Here is a 16,994-nt window from a genome sequence, read left to right as displayed (position 1 = left end):
TAGACGGAGGCATTTATATGCTTAAAAGACCCCCAGAGCGGGTGAGCTTTATTAGCCGAGAAGAAATTATCGATCTTCCAAACCTTATCGAAATACAGATTAAATCTTTTCAACAGTTCCTGCAGGCTGATCGATTGCCACATGAACGTGAAAATATCGGCTTAGAAGAAGTCTTTCAGGAAATATTCCCTATTAAATCTTATGATGAAAAAACATCTCTAGAGTATCTCTCCTACAACTTAGGAGTTCCCAAGTACTCTCCCGAGGAATGTATCAGACGAGGAATCACTTACAATGTGACGTTGAAAGTGAAATTCCGATTGACCGATGAAACCGGGATTAAAGAAGAAGAAGTCTACATGGGAACAGTTCCAGTCATGACTGACCAAGGAACATTTATTATCAATGGAGCTGAAAGGGTCATTGTTTCTCAGTTGCACCGCTCACCTGGTATTTCGTTTGAGCAAGAAAAGCATGCCAAAGGGAACGTTCTTTACTCTTTCCGCATCATTCCATACCGAGGAAGTTGGCTTGAATCTTCGTTCGACATCAACGATCTGATTTATGTTTATGTCGACCGAAAAAAACGTCGTCGCAAAGTTCTCGCAACCTCATTTATACGAACACTTGGCTATTCATCCGATTCTGACATTATCGAGGAATTTTTCAACACTTTCCGAGTTAAAATCAAATCTGACAAGGATTTCCCCAAACTTGTTGGTAAAATCTTGGCAGAAGATGTATTAGAAGAAGACACGGGCGTAGTTTTTGGCAAAGCTTCTGAAAAACTCACCACGGCAATGTTAAAGCGCATGCTTGACGCTGGGATTACTGCGATTCGCATTGCAGAAGATGCCGACGAAACTAGCCCGATCATTAAGATGCTTGCAAAAGATCCGACTGACTCATATGAATCAGCCCTTAAAGACTTTTACCGTAAAATTCGTCCTGGTGAACCAGCTACACTTTCAAACGCACGATCGACTATTATGCGTCTTTTCTTTGATCCTAAACGGTATAACTTAGGTAAAGTTGGGCGTTATAAGCTCAATCGCAAGTTAGGGCGTGAGACAACAGATGAGGATCTTGAAATTGTCACTTTGAAAAAAGAAGACATCGTAGATGCCCTTAAATACCTTATTCGATTGAAAGCAGGTGACGAAGAAGCCCAAATTGATGACATTGACCACTTAGCAAATCGTCGTGTTCGCTCTGTTGGAGAACTCGTCCAGAACCAATGCCGAATTGGCCTTGCTCGGATGGAAAAAATCATCAAAGAAAGAATGAACCTCTTTGACTTTTCTTCAGATACTCTAACACCAGGGAAACTCGTTTCAGCAAAAGGGCTTGCTGGGGTTCTTAAAGACTTTTTTGGACGCTCTCAGCTTTCACAATTCATGGATCAAACGAATCCAATCGCTGAATTGACACACAAACGCCGCCTTTCGTCTTTAGGACCTGGAGGTCTTAACAGAGAACGTGCTGGGTTTGAAGTGCGCGACGTACACTCAAGTCACTATGGACGTGTTTGCCCGATTGAGACACCTGAAGGACCGAACATTGGTTTGATCACTTCACTTTCTTCTTATGCGAAAATCAATGAATTTGGATTCATCGAGACTCCATACCGGATCGTCCGAGATGGCATTGTCACGGAAGAAATCGAGTACATGACAGCCGACCAAGAAGAAAAGTGCGTGATTGCACAGGCATCTGCGGAACTCGATGAACACAACATGTTTGTCGAGCCAATCGTGTGGGCCCGTTATCGTGGAGAACCTCTCAGGATTGAAACTGAAAAAGTCACCCACATGGACGTTTCGTCCAAACAGCTTGTGTCTGTAGTGACAGGATTGATTCCGTTCTTAGAACACGATGATGCGAACCGTGCCCTTATGGGATCAAACATGCAACGGCAAGCAGTTCCTCTTCTTAAAGCAGAAGCTCCGATTGTCGGAACTGGACTTGAGTGGCGTACCGCTCGCGACTCTGGTGCGGTTATTGTTGCTGAAGAAGATGGAATTGTCGAGTATGTTGACGGGTACCAAATCGTGATTGCTTCTAAAGCTAACCGGATGAACAAAAAGACCTATACTTTGAAAAAGTTCCTCCGCTCGAATGCCGGAACCTGTATCAATCAGACCCCACTTTGCTCCGTCGGAGATGAAGTGAAAGCTGGGGAAACGATTGCTGATGGTCCAGCAACCGATAAAGGAGAAGTTGCTTTAGGGAAAAACGTTCTCGTTGCGTTCATGCCATGGTGTGGATACAACTACGAGGATGCCATCATCATGTCCGAAAAACTCATTAAGGACGATGCTTACACCTCGGTTTACCTTGAAGAATTTGAATTAACAGCCCGAGACACTAAACTTGGAAAAGAGGAAATCACACGCGATATTCCCAACGTTTCGGAAGAAGCTTTAGCTGACCTTGGTGAAGATGGCATTATCCGCATTGGTGCCGAAGTCAAACCTGGTGACATTCTTGTTGGTAAAATCACCCCAAAATCTGAAACAGAACTTTCTCCTGAAGAGCGCTTACTTCGAGCAATTTTTGGAGAAAAAGCTGCGGATGTTAAAGATGCCTCTTTGACAGCGCCTCCAGGGACGGAAGGGGTTGTCATGGACGTCAAAGTTTTCAGTCGACGCGATCGTCTTTCGAAAACCGATGATGAAATGGTTGAAGAAGCCACTCGCATCAAAGATGTCCACAAAGAATACAAGGAAAAAGAAGCAGACCTCTTGATGCAATTCCATGAAAAACTCGGAGCCCTTCTCCTTGGAGACGACGCACCAGATTCAATCATGCATCGCATCACAGGAGATGTTATCGTAAGAAAGGGTGAAAAGATCACCCAAGATTTACTCGAAATGATCGAGTCAGAAGATGCCGATCACTTGATTTTCCCACCAAATGACACGTACGAAACACTGAAGCAAGTCTTGCGCGAACATGAAAAAGCGATGCAGCAGCTTCAAATGGAACACAAATCCGAAGTTGAGTACATGCGTAAAGGGGATACGGAACTTGACCCTGGCGTAATCCGCCAAGTAAAAGTTTACGTTGCAACAAAACGGAAGTTGCAAGTCGGGGATAAAATGGCAGGTCGCCATGGAAACAAAGGTGTTGTCTCCAATATCGTTCCAGAAGCAGATATGCCCTATCTTTCTGACGGACAAACAATCGAAATCATTTTAAACCCTCTCGGTGTCCCTTCTCGTATGAATATGGGACAGTTGCTTGAGACCCACCTCGGAATTGCAGCGCGTAAAGCTGGAATTTGGGTGAAGAGCCCCGTATTTGAAGGTTTCCCAGAAGATCGTATTTGGGAAATGATGACCGAATATGGGCTACCATCAAGTGGAAAAATGCCACTTTACGATGGCCGTTCAGGCGAACGTTTCGACAACTCTGTGGTTGTGGGCTATATCTACATGCTCAAACTCTCTCACTTAGTTGCCGACAAGATCCACGCCCGTGCGATTGGACCTTACTCACTTGTGACACAACAACCACTTGGTGGTAAGGCCCAAATGGGTGGACAACGATTTGGAGAGATGGAGGTCTGGGCTCTTGAAGCTTACGGTGCCGCCCATCTACTACAAGAGATGCTTACTGTTAAGTCAGACGACGTTTCTGGAAGAACACGCATCTACGAATCGATTGTTAAAGGCGATAACACCTTGAAGGCCGGAACTCCTGAGTCGTTCAACGTTCTCGTCAAAGAAATGCAAGGCCTATGTCTTGATGTACGTGCAGAAAGCGCTGCCGAAGGGTAAATGAGAAAAAATTAGGAACTCCTTGGAGAAGTTCATGCAAGAAGAAGATTTTCAAGAATCGGAATTTGATAAATTAAGCATTAAGATCGCTTCGGATGACGTGATGCGGAACGAGTGGTCGCGCGGGGAAATTAAAAAGCCCGAAACGATCAACTATCGGACGTTCAAACCTGAAAAAGGTGGTCTCTTTTGTGAAAAGATCTTCGGCCCCACACGTGATTGGGAATGTGCTTGTGGAAAGTACAAAAAGATCAAGCACAAAGGAATCATTTGTGATCGCTGTGGTGTTGAAGTGACTCTTTCAAAAGTCCGCCGTGAGAGAATGGCGCACATCGAGCTTGCTGTTCCCGTTGTTCACATCTGGTTCTTCAAAACACAACCTTCCCGAATTGGAAACATTCTAGGAATGTCTGTTTCTGACTTAGAACGGGTCATTTATTATGAAGAGTATGTTGTCACAGATCCAGGTGCGACCACTCTTGAGCGGAAACAGCTTCTAAACGATGCTGAATTCCGAGAAGCTCAGGAAAAATGGGGTCCAGACTCGTTTAAAGCAAACATGGGTGGAGACGCCATTCGAGAGCTTTTAGAAAAAGAAGATCTTATTGTAATGATCAGTGAGCTGAAAGAAAAGCTTCGCAAAACGCGCTCGATGCAAGCTCGAATGAAAATCGCAAAGCGATTGAAGATCGTTGAGAGCTTCACCTCTTCTCCAAACAAACCTGACTGGATGGTCATTTCTTGCATTCCTGTCATTCCGCCAGACTTGAGACCACTTGTACCACTTGATGGGGGCCGGTTTGCGACATCTGACCTCAACGACTTATACCGACGTGTGATCAACCGAAATAACCGTTTGAAGTCGATCCTAAAACTCAAAACGCCCGATGTCATCATCCGCAATGAAAAGCGGATGCTTCAAGAAGCTGTTGATGCCCTATTCGATAATGGTCGTCATGGACATCCTGTTATGGGAGCTGGAAATAGACCTTTAAAAGCCCTTTCAGAAATGCTCAAGGGTAAACAGGGGCGTTTCCGTCAGAACCTTCTTGGTAAGCGTGTTGACTATTCTGGACGTTCGGTCATTATCGTTGGCCCTGAGCTAAACTTTAATCAGTGCGGTCTTCCAAAGAAAATGGCACTCGAGCTCTTTGAACCATTCATTGTCAAACGTCTGAAAGCTCGTGGGCTGGTTTATACGATCCGCTCGGCAAAAAAGATGATTCAACGTGGTGATCCAGAAGTTTGGGATGTTTTAGAAGAAATCATTAAAGGGCACCCAGTTCTCCTCAACCGTGCGCCAACCCTTCATAGATTGGGGATTCAAGCGTTTGAACCTGTCCTCATCGAAGGTAAAGCGATCCGTATTCACCCTCTCGTTTGTACGGCCTTCAACGCCGACTTCGACGGAGACCAAATGGCGGTGCACGTTCCACTATCTGTCGAGTCACAACTTGAAGCAAAACTTCTCATGATGGCCCCTGATAATATCTTCTTGCCCTCATCGGGAAAACCTGCAGCCGTTCCTTCTCAGGATATGATCCTTGGTCTATACTACTTGATGCATGATCCAATTTACATTGCAGAAGACCATGGGAAGCAAATGCGTGTCTTCGGTTCATCCGAAGAAGTTCTCCTTGCATTAGCAGCAGGCGGAAGTTTTAACTGGCACGAAAAAAATGCTCCAACAGAAGGGCGTCGAGATGACCTTGGACGTGGATTGCACATTCATGAAAAGATTAAACTCCGTCTAGACTCGGGAATCATTGAAACGACTCCTGGTCGCGTCATTTTTAACACCATCGTTCCAAAAGAACTTGGCTTCCAAAACTACGCGCTTCGTAAGAAAAAGATGAGTGAGCTCGTCTTGGCAACTTACAAGAAAGTGGGACTTGAAGCAAGTGTACGCTTCTTAGACAACCTGAAAAACCTCGGGTTTTCTCAGGCGACAAAAGCAGCACTTTCAATGGGAATCAAAGATGTTTGTATTCCTCAAGACAAGCAGAAGATCTTGGAACAGACCCAAAAGAAAGTTGCTGTTGTTATTAAGCAGTACGAAGACGGGATCATCACCGAAGGTGAAAGACATTCAAAGATCATTAGTATTTGGACCGATATCACCGAAGTTTTGGCCGATCATCTCTTTAAAATGATCAGCGAGCCTGCAGGAACTGTCCTAAATCCTCTTTATCTCATGATGGACTCAGGTGCGCGAGGCAACAAATCTCAAGTTAAACAGCTCGGAGCTCTTCGAGGACTCATGGCGAAACCTTCTGGTGAGATTATTGAATCTCCGATTACCTCAAATTTCCGCGAGGGATTGAGCGTACTCGAGTTCTTTATCTCGTCGCATGGTGCGCGTAAAGGTCTTGCCGATACAGCCCTTAAGACAGCTGACTCTGGTTACTTGACACGTCGCCTTGTTGACGTTGCTCAAGATGTTCTTGTGACAGAAGATGATTGCGGCACACTGAATGGAATTGAAGTTGCAGCGATCAAGCAAGGTCAAGAGGAACTCCTCCCTATTAAAGATCGTATTTTTGGACGAGCGGTTTGTGATGATGTTTACATGCCTGGAGACCAAACAAAAATTCTTGCACGTGCTGGTAATGTTCTCAATGCTCTACAAGCAGCTGAGATCGACGATGCGGGAATTGAAAGCGTTAAGATCCGTTCAACACTCACTTGTGAAACCCGTCGTGGTGTTTGCTCACGTTGCTATGGTCTGAACTTAGCGAACGGCCGCAATGTGGCTCATGGGGAAGCTGTTGGAATTATTGCCGCTCAGTCAATCGGGGAACCTGGAACACAGCTCACGATGCGTACCTTCCACTTAGGGGGGATTGCAGCGGCGCATGCAACACCAGACCTCGTTGCTGAAAAAGACGGGATACTCGTCTATCAAGACTTGCGTACTGTAAAGAACAAAGCAGGGATTTTCCTCGTTCTCAACAAAAATGGTTTTGTCCATGTGGTGCGTGATGAAGGACGAAGTCTTGAAGAGTATAAAAAACTTCTCAGTACAAAATCGATCGAACCACTTCAAACTTACAGCGCTGAACTCGGAACCCAGCTTGTTCTCGAAGACGGTTCAAAAGTGAAGAAGGGCGATCGGATCGGTTACTGGGAACAGCACAACATCCCAATTATTTGTGAAAAGCCTGGATTCGTGAAGTACGAAGATCTCGTTGAAGGGATTTCAACGATACGCGATGTCAACAAGCAAACAGGACAAACAGAGCTTGTTGTTCGCCAACACCGTGGAGAACTGCATCCTCAAATCGTCATTTACGCCGATGAAAATTACGAAAAGCTCATTGGTACCTATGCGATTCCATCTGGAGCTCTTATCTCTGTTGCTGATGGGCAAAAAGTAGATGCCGGGGAAATCCTCGCACGTCTACCTCGCGGAGCGATCAAGACCAAGGATATTACCGGAGGTCTTCCTCGTGTTGCAGAGCTCTTTGAAGCACGTCGTCCACGCGAAGCTGCTGAAATTGCCAAGATCGATGGAATTGTAGACTTCAAAGGTGTTCAGAAGAGCAAGCGGATTGTTGTCGTACGTGATGAAGACACTGGCATGGAAGAAGAGCACCTCATCCCGCTTACGAAACACTTAGTGATTCAACGTGGTGACAGTGTTGTGAAAGGACAACAGCTCACTGATGGACTTGTCGTTCCCCAAGAGATTTTGGAGATTTGCGGTGTCCGAGAGCTGCAAAAGTATCTCGTGAACCAAGTCCAAGAGGTTTATCGCCTTCAAGGGGTTGACATCAACGATAAACACATCGAAATTATCGTGCGTCAAATGCTCCAAAAAGTGCGCGTAACTGATCCAGGTGATACGACCTTCTTGTACGGTGAAAACGTTGACAAGAAGATGTTCCACGAACAAAATTCAAAGGTGATCGATGAAGGTGGGAAGCCTGCGCAAGCAGCCCCCGTCCTTCTTGGAATCACTAAGGCTTCACTTGGAACCGAATCGTTTGTATCTGCCGCCTCCTTCCAGGAGACAACGCGCGTTCTCACAGATGCAGCATGCGAAGGAAAGAACGATTACCTCCTCGACTTCAAGGCAAACCTCATTATGGGGCACATGATTCCTGGAGGAACAGGTTTCCACGACTACCAAAAACGGGTTAAAAAACTCGTCGAGCCAGACGAAGGCGATATTCTCGACTTTGCTTTCTCGAGCTATTAATCTATAGCGGGCTCAAAGAGCCCGCTTTTTTTTTGAAGGCAACATGGACGGACAAACTTACTGGGGAACGATCGGCTTTCAAAAAGAGTTTGAAGATCCTTTTCCTCTCGAAAAACTCAAAACACTTTTCTCCAAAGATGCTCTTGTTGTCGAATACGGATGCGGCTATGGTAGACTGCTGAAACAAATGCAACAGGTAGGTTTTACAAACCTTCTTGGCTTTGACTACTCTTCTAAAATGGTTGAGCGTGGCAAGGCTCTTTACCCCAGTCTCGACCTTCGACATATCCCTAATAGCGGCCATATTCCTCTTTCTGACGAAAAAGCTGACCTTCTCATTGCTTCAACCATTTTATGCTGTCTAACGGGCAAAGAAGAGCTCTCAAGCCTATTTCATGAGTTTCATAGAGTACTCAAGAACGGAGGAACCCTCTACCTCTTTGATTTTCTCCTCTCTAATCATCCCTCCAGCCTCAAGAAATATGAGCAAGGGTTCAATGATCACGGAGAATGGGGAGTCTACACCACTACTGAAGGCCTCACTGTACCTCATTTTCAAACAGGAGCGATTATGAACCTGAACTCTGGGTTTATTTCACTCATTCTCAGGGATTTTTCTCTTTCTTCTCAGCCTTTTTACCTCGAAAAGGACCGTTTGGCCCTTCCCATCGGCAAAAATACCGAGAATTTAAGAGAACTCTCTCTCCTGAGACTAAGCAAAATAAACCCTGAGTCCAGGTTATGAAGTTGCTGGATGCCTTCAATATTCAATGGTTCGAGCAGTTGGACTTCAAAACGATGAATCACAATCCTGCTCGCGTTTTTCAATGTTTTGCTAACCGCTAAAAGGGAACTGAAAATGAAAAAAATTGCGCTGCTACTGCTACTCGCTTTTCAAGTGGCTTGGGGAGTCAATCTCCAAGATCATCAAGAAGGAAATATCTCCTATGAATGGAATCATCTACCCGATTTTGAAGCCGCTCGTGAGCTCTTTATCAAGAGCTTTTTAGTGGCTTACGGTCCTGTCCCTCTTGAAAAAATTGGAGTCGAAAACAAAGAAGCCTTCCTCGAGGAAGCGATTGATGAGGAATTGCTCCTCTTCTTTCAAGGAGAACCTGTTCATTGGCTTATTGCAAAAGAAGAGGGGAAAGTCATTGGACTTCTCATTCTCGATCTGACGCATTACCCTGAAGAAGTCTATGGGCGCCAAATGGCAATCCATCCTGATTACCTCCGCCACTCCATAGGAACAGGGATGGCCAAAGTTGCCCATGCAAACCTTCCAGAAAGCAGGCGTATCGTAGCGATCACTCGCGTTTTCAATACCGCCAGTATGACCTTTTTTGAATCTCTCGGTTTCAAGCGATGCACCTACATGCATGAAGGATATGATCCCTCTCGCTATGTTGGCTATGAAATCGTAAAATAAAAGAAAGTCCCTTAGGTTAGAAACTAAGGGACAATGTCTTGAGTTAGCTACTCTGCTTTAAGTTCCCTAGAATATTCGCATTGTTCGTTTTTCCCATCGATATATAAGATGCTAGCTCTTTCGATGAGACCATTGCGTGTATTGACTTTTTCTTCAACCGGGAATACAGAGCATGAAATTCCGGATATCATGTATTCTTTGATGAGATGTCCTAAGAAAGCAAGCCCAAATGCCATTAGGTTTGTACACAAAGATATTAAAATAACGGCGTCTGGAGTGATATTGCTTCCAGCGAAGTACATCGCATTGTAATTTAAAGTGTCTAAGCGTCCTGAAATGAGATCCTCTGTATACAAGCGAGCCAATGCAACAGCTGTTGCAATATAAGAAATTTTCTCAGTATGAAAATTCTTTTGATGGACTGTAGATTGACTAAGCCTTAGTAATATCAAGTTTGCGAGAGAAATTGCGACAAACGTTGTGACTAAAGATGTAACGCTGAAACAACTATGAAAAGCTGGAGTTAAAGCTGCACACCAAGAACTCATATTTGTAATTCTAGCATCTGTAGTAGCGATAAAGAGAAAAGTTACATTAATTACATTGAGTCCAAATTCGATGAGGTGGCGCATCGCAGTTGCTTTAATACATTGAAGCGCAATTTGGTCTAATCTAATTGGATTTTGAACAATATCTAAACGATTCGCATTTCCTTCTGCATCAAACCCAACAAAAATTTGGCTTGAAGGAGGTATTGTTTTTGGTACTGACATTTTTCCCTACCTATTTTGAAATCAGTAAAACATCGCGCAATTTAGCAAAACTACGAGTAGATTTCCAGAATTTGTATACTGCTTAAATGTCTTAGACTTTAGCTGATGGAGGGCCTTTTTTCCCGATGAGGAAGAATGTTTTTATTTTGCCAATGCCACTTACATCGACTTCTTTCCGCTCTTGAACCTCGAATTTCTCTGAAAGCATCATGGCCATCTTATCTGTGATTTGGATCTTACCAGATTCACCTGTGGATTCCATCCGGCTGGCAATGTTGACGACATCGCCCCAGACGTCATAGATAAATTTTTTATGACCTATGACACCAGCAATAACAGAACCATAGGTCATCCCGATACGTAACTCAAAGTTGAGCTTATGGGTGTCATTGAATTCTTTTACTTTTTCTAAGATAGCAAGGGCAAAGTTAGCCATACGAATAGCATGGTCTGGAACTTGCTCTGGTACTCCTGAAACAGCCATGTAATTGTCCCCAATGGTTTTGACCTTTTCGACTCCGTATTGATCGGAGAGGAGATCGAACGTATCGAAAAGCTGGTTTAAGAGCATGACCATTTTGGAAGCGCCATATTTGAGGGTCGTATTGGTGAATCCGACGATGTCAGCAAATAAGACACTAGCTTGAGGGATTTCATCGGCAATCGGTTCTTCACCGTGTTTCAGACGATCGGCAATGGGAGAGGGGAGGACGTTTAAGAGGAGGAGTTCGGTATCACTCGTAGTTTTCGCAAGGGAACTGAGAGCCCGGTAAATCGAAATGATCATGACAATTGTGGAAAAGAGCGCAAGAAGAATGGCAATTGAGATGACGAGTAAGACTTTGTGATTGAGTTCTTTGTTTCTTTTTTCTGTTCGTTTCTCGACTTTTTGTAAGAATTCATCCAAAGGGATCATTATATCTTTTTTATACTCGAGATATGCCTTTCCAAAGACCATTTTTTGCGCTAGTTCTCGGTTGGGAGAGCCAGAAACGATTTTTCCTTCCTCATCCACATACTTCCCTTCGACAGCATCCATAGCTTTGGTTTCTATCTTTGCAAGTGCGTTACTTTTCTCTTCGGCTTTATCGAGAAGGGCGAACTCTTCGAGAGTGAATCCCTGTTCAAGCATGAGTTGCTTCAAGGATTTTTTTTCAATACCGGGGTTTTCGCTTGGAGTGTCTTCAGGAATGATTAAATCCCAATAGATCCTTCCAAAATAATTTGCAGGGCGAGCTTCTTCTCCGTTTCGGATTGCTAAAATTTGCTCAAAATATTTTCGGTATTTTGGGTCGCCAGTCATGACATATAAGCGGACCATTTTGGTCAAATTATCCGAGCCTTCTCGTAACTCTTGAGCGAGGAGGAAAGACTCATACCGATCGTTTGCGCTCATAATTTGAAGTTTAGAGAGGTGTTGAAGGACAATCAAACAAGAAAAAAGAGAGAGAATGAGTATCCCAAGAAATACAAAGAAGTAGGTGAGAAAGCGATCTTTTTTTAAATGGAGCTTCATGAAGCCTGTGAAGTAAATCGGTCTTTATTTTCAACCTACTCATTTAGCTTTTTTTCTTCAGCAAAAAATCATCAAGGGCGAACCCGAACAATTTTTTTTGTATCAAATGCATTTTCAGAGGCTACTGTTAAAAATTTATGATACACTTCTTCAGAGACGGAAGGATTTCTAGCTAGAAGCCATAGATATTTACGAGAGGGATCTCCTACCACAGCAAACTGATAATCTGGATCGACATATAGGATCCAATAATCTCCCCCAAACCACTGAAAGTAGCGCGCTAGGGGAACAAAGCTCACTTTCAATTTGGCATTTGTCTCATGATCGACAACCCATGCAACACCCGTTGCTTGAGAGTCACCTTTTCGAGTTTTACAGGAGTTGATAACTTTAATAAGGCCATCATTGAGGAAAGAGTACTTTGCAATAGCACCCTCTATGCATTTTTTCTGAAACCGGTTAGGTAAAAGGGCAATTTCATACCATTGACCGAGGTAGCGGCTTAAGTCAACAGATTCCATTGTCTTGACCTCTCCATGTAGATAAGCGCATCCTACAAAATAACTAAGAAGCAGGGTAAAGATTTTTTTCATTTAGGGGTCTCCTGTTGGCAGTTGGGACAGTAGTGAGTTGTTTGACTAGAACGACTTAAACGATGCTTTTGCCTGAGAACTAGCTGATTACAGGCGGCGCACTTTTGCTGGTTAAATACGCGAAACCAATTGTAGTGTGCATTTTTTTTACAAAGCTCCTGCACCGCAGCAATTGCCTGACAGAGCTGGCCGTATTGGGCTTCTGTTATGTGAGAAACAGAAATCCAGGGATTTAGTTTGGCATAGGCTAAAATTTCGCAGGCAAGGTAATTACCGATTCCAGACGGCGTTGTGAATTGATCTTGAAGCTCGAGCTTCAAATCACGTTTGCGCTTGTTTAGTTGCATTTTCCACATCGAATAAGGTTGTGGTTGGAAGTGACCGATATCAGGGGCAAGTTTTTGGTAAATCTCCAGTTTACCGATATGAGCATTGGGGTAGAATTTGATATCGGATAGGCATCGGGTGTCGAGGTAGGAAAGTATTTTGTTTCCATCTAGTTGAAGTTTGAACCGACAATACTGCATACTGCCGTCAACTGGTAAATTGAAGATTGTGTAGAGTTTGGTCTCATAGTTTTGCCCCTCCATATGAGGAATTCCTGTAAATCGGTAGTGCCAAACCATTGCTCCATGACTGAGTTGAAGGAAAGTGTATTTTGCTTTGGTTTGAATCGAGAGAATTTTTTCGTTTTTTAGCAGTTTTTCCCATTTCGTGAGGGAAAATTGCTTGAGCAGAATTTCCGAACCGGGAAATAGCTCTATACTTTGAATAGTGCTTCCTTCAATTCCCGCTTCTTGCAGGTAACAGCAAATGCGTTTGACTTCGTAATATTCTGGCATGGTGAGAGAATAATCTAGTCATAGAGATTGAAGCAATAGATTGAAGGCGCTGCCCAGCAAATAATCGGTTCGATTTGTGAGATTGAGCTTTCTTTCGTTGTGTCTGTTGTTATTCCGAGAGTTGATCAGTTCATTTGGGCCGCACCTGTTATCATGTTCTTGGCGTAATCAGTATGTCCAGGGCATTCAATATGGGCAAAATGGCTATTTTCACTGAATTTTTCAGACTCTCCATAGAGGCTATTAAGTTGTTGATTTAGAACAGCAGTTGCACTATCAGATGCTGAGATTTGAGATTGTTGCTGTTCGCCAACAATTGAGTTAATGTTTTGAAGGTTAGTGTTTTGAATATCCATATTTTCCCCATACTCTTATTATTGTTCTTAAACTCAGTTCATTTTCTCATCTCCCTCTATTGGCTCAATAGAGAGAGTTACCAGCAATATTGATTAACTCATTTGATGGAACTGATTCTCTAGAGATTGAGCGTCTGACTTGTCTACAGATTTAGGGGCGTTGTCAATGAGGTCTTTGGCCTCTTTTAATCCGAGATTCGAGGTTTCGTGAATATTCCTAATGATATTATGAACGTCTGTATGGACATTGTTAATAAAATTAGACTTATTGCTATTACCTTGTTCAGGATTTGCTGTAGCATTAAGCGCATCTTGCAACTGGCTAAGTTGTTGATTTAGAGCAGCTGTCGCGCTATCAGATGAAGATATTTGACTTTGCAGCTCGGTAAATCCTGAGTTAAGATTCTGGTTGTTAACACTTTGAATATCCATACTTTTTCCCATACTCTTTTTTTTGTTCTTAAATTCAATTCATTTTCACATCAATATGCGAAGATCAATTGAACTTAAAAAACTCTCTGGATTGGCTTGGAAATCTATGAGTGTCAGTTTCTTCCATAGTCACCAGAATAGAACGTTGCATACATGCCTAACCTTTCTTCTGAAAGGGGATCATGTACCCATTTGATTGTTCGTATTCTGTCTATGACTATATTATGAAACCAATAGAAACAATTTTGGGTGATTTGAACAGTTTGCTCCCCGTATATTAATATTAACATAATATTAATATTTTGCAAACTTGTTTCAAACAGCTGGTAAATAACAGCTTAACGAATTTTCATGATTTCAAGTCTTTTAGGATGAAAGGTTTATAAAAATCACATAAGTAGTTGAATCATTTTTTCAAGCTTCACCGTGTCTTTAGCAAAGTTACGGATTCCTTCTGCTAGTTTCTCTGTGGCCATGGCATCGTCATTGACCATCCATCGGAAGGCCTTTTCATCGACGTCGATCTTTTCGAGATTCATCCCCTTAGCTTTGTCAGAACAAAGTTTGCGTGGAACGGCCCCTTCTGCATCTGAGAGCTCTTTGAGGAGCTTTGGGGCAATGGTAAGTAGGTCACACCCAGCAAGTTCGATGATTTCATCCATATTTCGGAAGCTAGCGCCCATGATTTGGGTTTTGTGGCCAAACTTCTTGTAGTAGTTGAAGATAGTCGTGACAGAGAGGACTCCTGGGTCTTCGTCTGGAGGATACCCCTCTTTTCCCTCTGCTTTTTTATACCAGTCGAGAATGCGTCCTACGAAAGGGGAGATGAGTGTTGCATTTGCTTCAGCGCAGGCAATTGCTTGAGCCAAATTAAACATGAGCGTCATGTTGCAGTGAATCCCTTCTTTTTCAAGTTGGCGGGCTGCTTGGACACCTTCCCAGGTTGAAGCAAGTTTAATGAGGACCCGCTCTTTTTCAATCCCAGCGTCTTTGTAGAGCTGGATGTATTGGTGAGCTTTCTTGATACTGCCATCGACATCAAAAGAGAGACGAGCATCTACTTCGGTTGAAACACGACCTGGAACAATTTTGAGGATTTCGACGCCAAAGTTCACAAAGACTTTTGTGATGATCAGTTCAAGGGAGTTATTTCCACCTTTTGCCTTACCATATTTGACGGCATCTTCAATTAAGGGTTTGTACTCTTCAATTTCTGCAGCTTTAAGAATCAGTGAAGGGTTAGTTGTGGCGTCGGTAGGCTTGTATTTTTTGATCTCATCAATTTCACCTGTATCGGCGACAATTGTGGTCATTTTTTTCAAATGATCGAATTTTGACATATGAGCTCCTCATTTCTATTAACCTGAGCTCTGATTTTTTTGCTTATTCTCAGCTAGAGAATTCTCTTAAATTCTCTAGCTTTTTGCCGAAGTAAAGGGCCGATGGTCCTTTTCAAGGCAAAAAGGTTGGGAAGAAAGAGAAAAATCCCTGAGAATGGGTGAAAAAACCCAAAGCTTAGGTTATTAATCTTAGCAATAAAGTTTTTCTTAATAAAGTTCAAAGGTCACAAATTTTTCAGGCATGAATCGAGGTGGTTTAAAGCAGAGTTTGCGATACTGCTTGTCAAAAGAGACCGAACTAAATGTTTGGGTGTAATGGGCAATATGGATTGTGACTTCCTCATAGTTTTGAAAGAGTTCGATGAGTTTATCTAGAGCTTTTTCAGACAAGTGAAGACGCTGACCACCCTCCAAGCGATCGACCAGAAAGGAGAATTCTTTCCCATTTGCTATGAGTGAGATTTCAGCTTGATGTAGATTTTCTCCATGAGGGGGGATTTCAAAAGTGAGGACATTTAAATAACCTTCGATTGTTTGACTTTGCCTGATCAGCTCGAGACGAATCCCGCGGTTGAGTGAGTCGGCTTCATAAGAGAGCTTTGCCATGTCATAATTTGGATTGGTGTTGCGAATAGCCGAATGTTGCCACGGCTCTTTGTGACTGCAGCTAACAAGTGTGATGAGCACAACTAATTGAAGAAGTTTCATGAAGAGGGGGCTTTCTTTCCAGTATTGTGGCCTGAAACTAAGAGGCCGATGACGACAGCAGCAGCAGTTCCAATGACGACAGCAGCAGCTTTCTTATTTTGCATCATCTCAGGAGAAGGTTCCTTTGTAGAGTATGGCGGTCCAATAGGGTCTACAGCCCAAGAAGGGGTGATGACTTCTGTTGAGGGATCGTCTTCTAGTTGGATCTCTGTTGGAATAGGCTCATTTGCAATAAGCGTTGAAGAGAGTAAAAGCATTCCTAGATAAGACGTCCATTTTTTCATTTTTTAATACATCCTCATTAGTTGTTCTTTGACATATTGAATGGCTAATATCTGCCAACAAATTCCAAATTCCGCGTAGTTATGGGTGATGTACTCCGTAAACGGGAGCCATTGATTGCGTTGAAAGAAATTTGCTTTAAATAGATCTTCTTTTTCTCCCTTAGCGGTTTGGAGATGTTTTTTCCAACTCGTTAAGAGGGTAGCGAGTTTTTTATCCAACTCTTCATGATTTTCTAAAGTAGAAGGGAGGTCATCAGCAACACATAAAGATTGGAAACTTTTCAAGAGTTCTTGGTTAATTTTTAAAAAGTCTTCGCGCAAGCAGGTGGCAGTTTGGATGTAGGCGTATCCCTCTTTTACGAGGATAGATTGAAGAATGCGAATTTTGCCCCAATTGCTTTTTGTATCGATTTGTAAAAGATGAGACTTACCACTTTTGGTTTGAAGAAGTCCAAGTCCGCGTATACTTTTAGTGATGTCTGAGCGATGGTTTTTTAGCACAGCATTTAGATAGGTTTTTTCATCGCAGGGAATTTTTTCAATATAGAGGCTAATCGCTGGGGTGAAAATTTTCCGCTGGGATTGGACAAACCCAATCTTAAGCCCATCTTCTAAATGTGTGGGGTTGGACATGAGCCATCCTTCTGGAGGCTGAAAAAAAGTAAATTGAGGCTGATTTGAGCAAAGAAGTGATGAGAAGAAGAGAAAGCAAAGTAGTAGAAACCTTTTCATCATTTT

The 16,994-nt window shown here is 43.0% G+C and carries 13 protein-coding genes and 1 pseudogene; 4 read left to right on the top strand and 10 right to left on the bottom strand.

Features of this window, described 5'->3' with window-relative positions; translation table 11 throughout:
- The first annotated feature begins 17 nt into the window (after positions 1–17).
- From rpoB to SNE_RS07800, 4 genes are all read left to right on the top strand, one after another.
- Positions 18–3,782 carry a DNA-directed RNA polymerase subunit beta gene (gene rpoB / locus SNE_RS07815; protein ID WP_013943855.1) on the top strand — a complete coding sequence of 1,255 codons (3,765 nt, stop codon included), beginning with the start codon at positions 18–20 and terminating at the stop codon, positions 3,780–3,782.
- Between the two features lie 34 nt (positions 3,783–3,816).
- The gene (rpoC, locus tag SNE_RS07810; RefSeq protein ID WP_013943854.1) at positions 3,817–7,983 is read left to right on the top strand and encodes a DNA-directed RNA polymerase subunit beta'; all 4,167 of its coding nucleotides are present in this window, start codon (positions 3,817–3,819) and stop codon (positions 7,981–7,983) included.
- Between the two features lie 43 nt (positions 7,984–8,026).
- Positions 8,027–8,728, top strand: coding sequence for a class I SAM-dependent methyltransferase (locus tag SNE_RS07805; RefSeq protein WP_013943853.1), 702 nt, complete (start codon positions 8,027–8,029; stop codon positions 8,726–8,728).
- A gap of 114 nt (positions 8,729–8,842) precedes the next feature.
- A complete protein-coding gene (locus tag SNE_RS07800) occupies positions 8,843–9,412 on the top strand; it encodes a GNAT family N-acetyltransferase (RefSeq protein ID WP_013943851.1) in 570 nt (189 codons plus the stop codon).
- A 47-nt stretch (positions 9,413–9,459) separates the two neighbouring features.
- Here the strand turns inward: SNE_RS07800 and SNE_RS07795 are convergent, their stop codons facing one another.
- The 10 genes and pseudogenes from SNE_RS07795 to SNE_RS07750 all read right to left on the bottom strand — a co-directional run bounded on the left by SNE_RS07795 (position 9,460) and on the right by SNE_RS07750 (position 16,991).
- Entirely contained in the window at positions 9,460–10,185 is a 726-nt protein-coding gene (locus SNE_RS07795) for a hypothetical protein (RefSeq protein ID WP_013943850.1), read from the bottom strand.
- Positions 10,186–10,276: 91 nt separating this feature from the next.
- The gene (locus SNE_RS07790; RefSeq protein WP_013943849.1) at positions 10,277–11,701 is read right to left on the bottom strand and encodes an adenylate/guanylate cyclase domain-containing protein; all 1,425 of its coding nucleotides are present in this window, start codon (positions 11,699–11,701) and stop codon (positions 10,277–10,279) included.
- 71 nt (positions 11,702–11,772) lie between these two features.
- Entirely contained in the window at positions 11,773–12,294 is a 522-nt protein-coding gene (locus tag SNE_RS07785) for a lipocalin family protein (protein WP_013943848.1), read from the bottom strand.
- Positions 12,291–13,136, bottom strand: a complete 846-nt coding sequence (locus SNE_RS07780) for a DNA-formamidopyrimidine glycosylase family protein (protein ID WP_013943847.1) — start codon at positions 13,134–13,136, stop codon at positions 12,291–12,293. The genes SNE_RS07785 and SNE_RS07780 overlap by 4 nt, the downstream gene beginning before the upstream one ends.
- Before the next feature lie 128 nt (positions 13,137–13,264).
- Positions 13,265–13,492 (bottom strand): annotated as a pseudogene (locus SNE_RS07775) (GTP-binding protein); the annotation flags it as partial.
- Between the two features lie 93 nt (positions 13,493–13,585).
- On the bottom strand, positions 13,586–13,936 hold the full coding sequence (locus tag SNE_RS07770) for a ribosomal protein L7/L12 (protein WP_013943845.1): 351 nt from the start codon (positions 13,934–13,936) through the stop codon (positions 13,586–13,588).
- A 377-nt stretch (positions 13,937–14,313) separates the two neighbouring features.
- Positions 14,314–15,264, bottom strand: coding sequence for a transaldolase (tal, locus tag SNE_RS07765; protein ID WP_013943844.1), 951 nt, complete (start codon positions 15,262–15,264; stop codon positions 14,314–14,316).
- Between the two features lie 207 nt (positions 15,265–15,471).
- Positions 15,472–15,972, bottom strand: coding sequence for a hypothetical protein (locus tag SNE_RS07760; protein ID WP_013943842.1), 501 nt, complete (start codon positions 15,970–15,972; stop codon positions 15,472–15,474).
- A complete protein-coding gene (locus SNE_RS07755) occupies positions 15,969–16,256 on the bottom strand; it encodes a hypothetical protein (RefSeq protein WP_013943841.1) in 288 nt (95 codons plus the stop codon). Before SNE_RS07755 ends, SNE_RS07760 begins: the two co-directional genes overlap by 4 nt.
- Positions 16,257–16,259: 3 nt before the next feature.
- Entirely contained in the window at positions 16,260–16,991 is a 732-nt protein-coding gene (locus tag SNE_RS07750) for a hypothetical protein (protein ID WP_013943840.1), read from the bottom strand.
- Positions 16,992–16,994: the final 3 nt, after the last annotated feature.

Origin of the sequence: Simkania negevensis Z (assembly GCF_000237205.1) — a bacterium.
GTDB classification, from domain to species: Bacteria; Chlamydiota; Chlamydiia; order Chlamydiales; family Simkaniaceae; genus Simkania; species Simkania negevensis.
Note: the sequence above shows the minus strand (reverse complement) of the source record. Positions and strands in the feature narration are given on the sequence as shown.

Bases quoted from the DNA above. Each gene is read 5' to 3' on its own strand.
- SNE_RS07805 (WP_013943853.1), top strand. From the start codon at position 8,027: ATGGACGGACAAACTTACTGGGGAACGATCGGCTTTCAAAAAGAGTTT.
- SNE_RS07780 (WP_013943847.1), bottom strand. From the start codon at position 13,136: ATGCCAGAATATTACGAAGTCAAACGCATTTGCTGTTACCTGCAAGAA.
- tal (WP_013943844.1), bottom strand. From the start codon at position 15,264: ATGTCAAAATTCGATCATTTGAAAAAAATGACCACAATTGTCGCCGAT.
- SNE_RS07790 (WP_013943849.1), bottom strand. From the start codon at position 11,701: ATGAAGCTCCATTTAAAAAAAGATCGCTTTCTCACCTACTTCTTTGTA.
- SNE_RS07760 (WP_013943842.1), bottom strand. From the start codon at position 15,972: ATGAAACTTCTTCAATTAGTTGTGCTCATCACACTTGTTAGCTGCAGT.
- SNE_RS07800 (WP_013943851.1), top strand. From the start codon at position 8,843: ATGAAAAAAATTGCGCTGCTACTGCTACTCGCTTTTCAAGTGGCTTGG.
- SNE_RS07755 (WP_013943841.1), bottom strand. From the start codon at position 16,256: ATGAAAAAATGGACGTCTTATCTAGGAATGCTTTTACTCTCTTCAACG.
- SNE_RS07770 (WP_013943845.1), bottom strand. From the start codon at position 13,936: ATGGGAAAAAGTATGGATATTCAAAGTGTTAACAACCAGAATCTTAAC.
- SNE_RS07785 (WP_013943848.1), bottom strand. From the start codon at position 12,294: ATGAAAAAAATCTTTACCCTGCTTCTTAGTTATTTTGTAGGATGCGCT.
- rpoC (WP_013943854.1), top strand. From the start codon at position 3,817: ATGCAAGAAGAAGATTTTCAAGAATCGGAATTTGATAAATTAAGCATT.
- SNE_RS07750 (WP_013943840.1), bottom strand. From the start codon at position 16,991: ATGATGAAAAGGTTTCTACTACTTTGCTTTCTCTTCTTCTCATCACTT.
- SNE_RS07795 (WP_013943850.1), bottom strand. From the start codon at position 10,185: ATGTCAGTACCAAAAACAATACCTCCTTCAAGCCAAATTTTTGTTGGG.
- rpoB (WP_013943855.1), top strand. From the start codon at position 18: ATGCTTAAAAGACCCCCAGAGCGGGTGAGCTTTATTAGCCGAGAAGAA.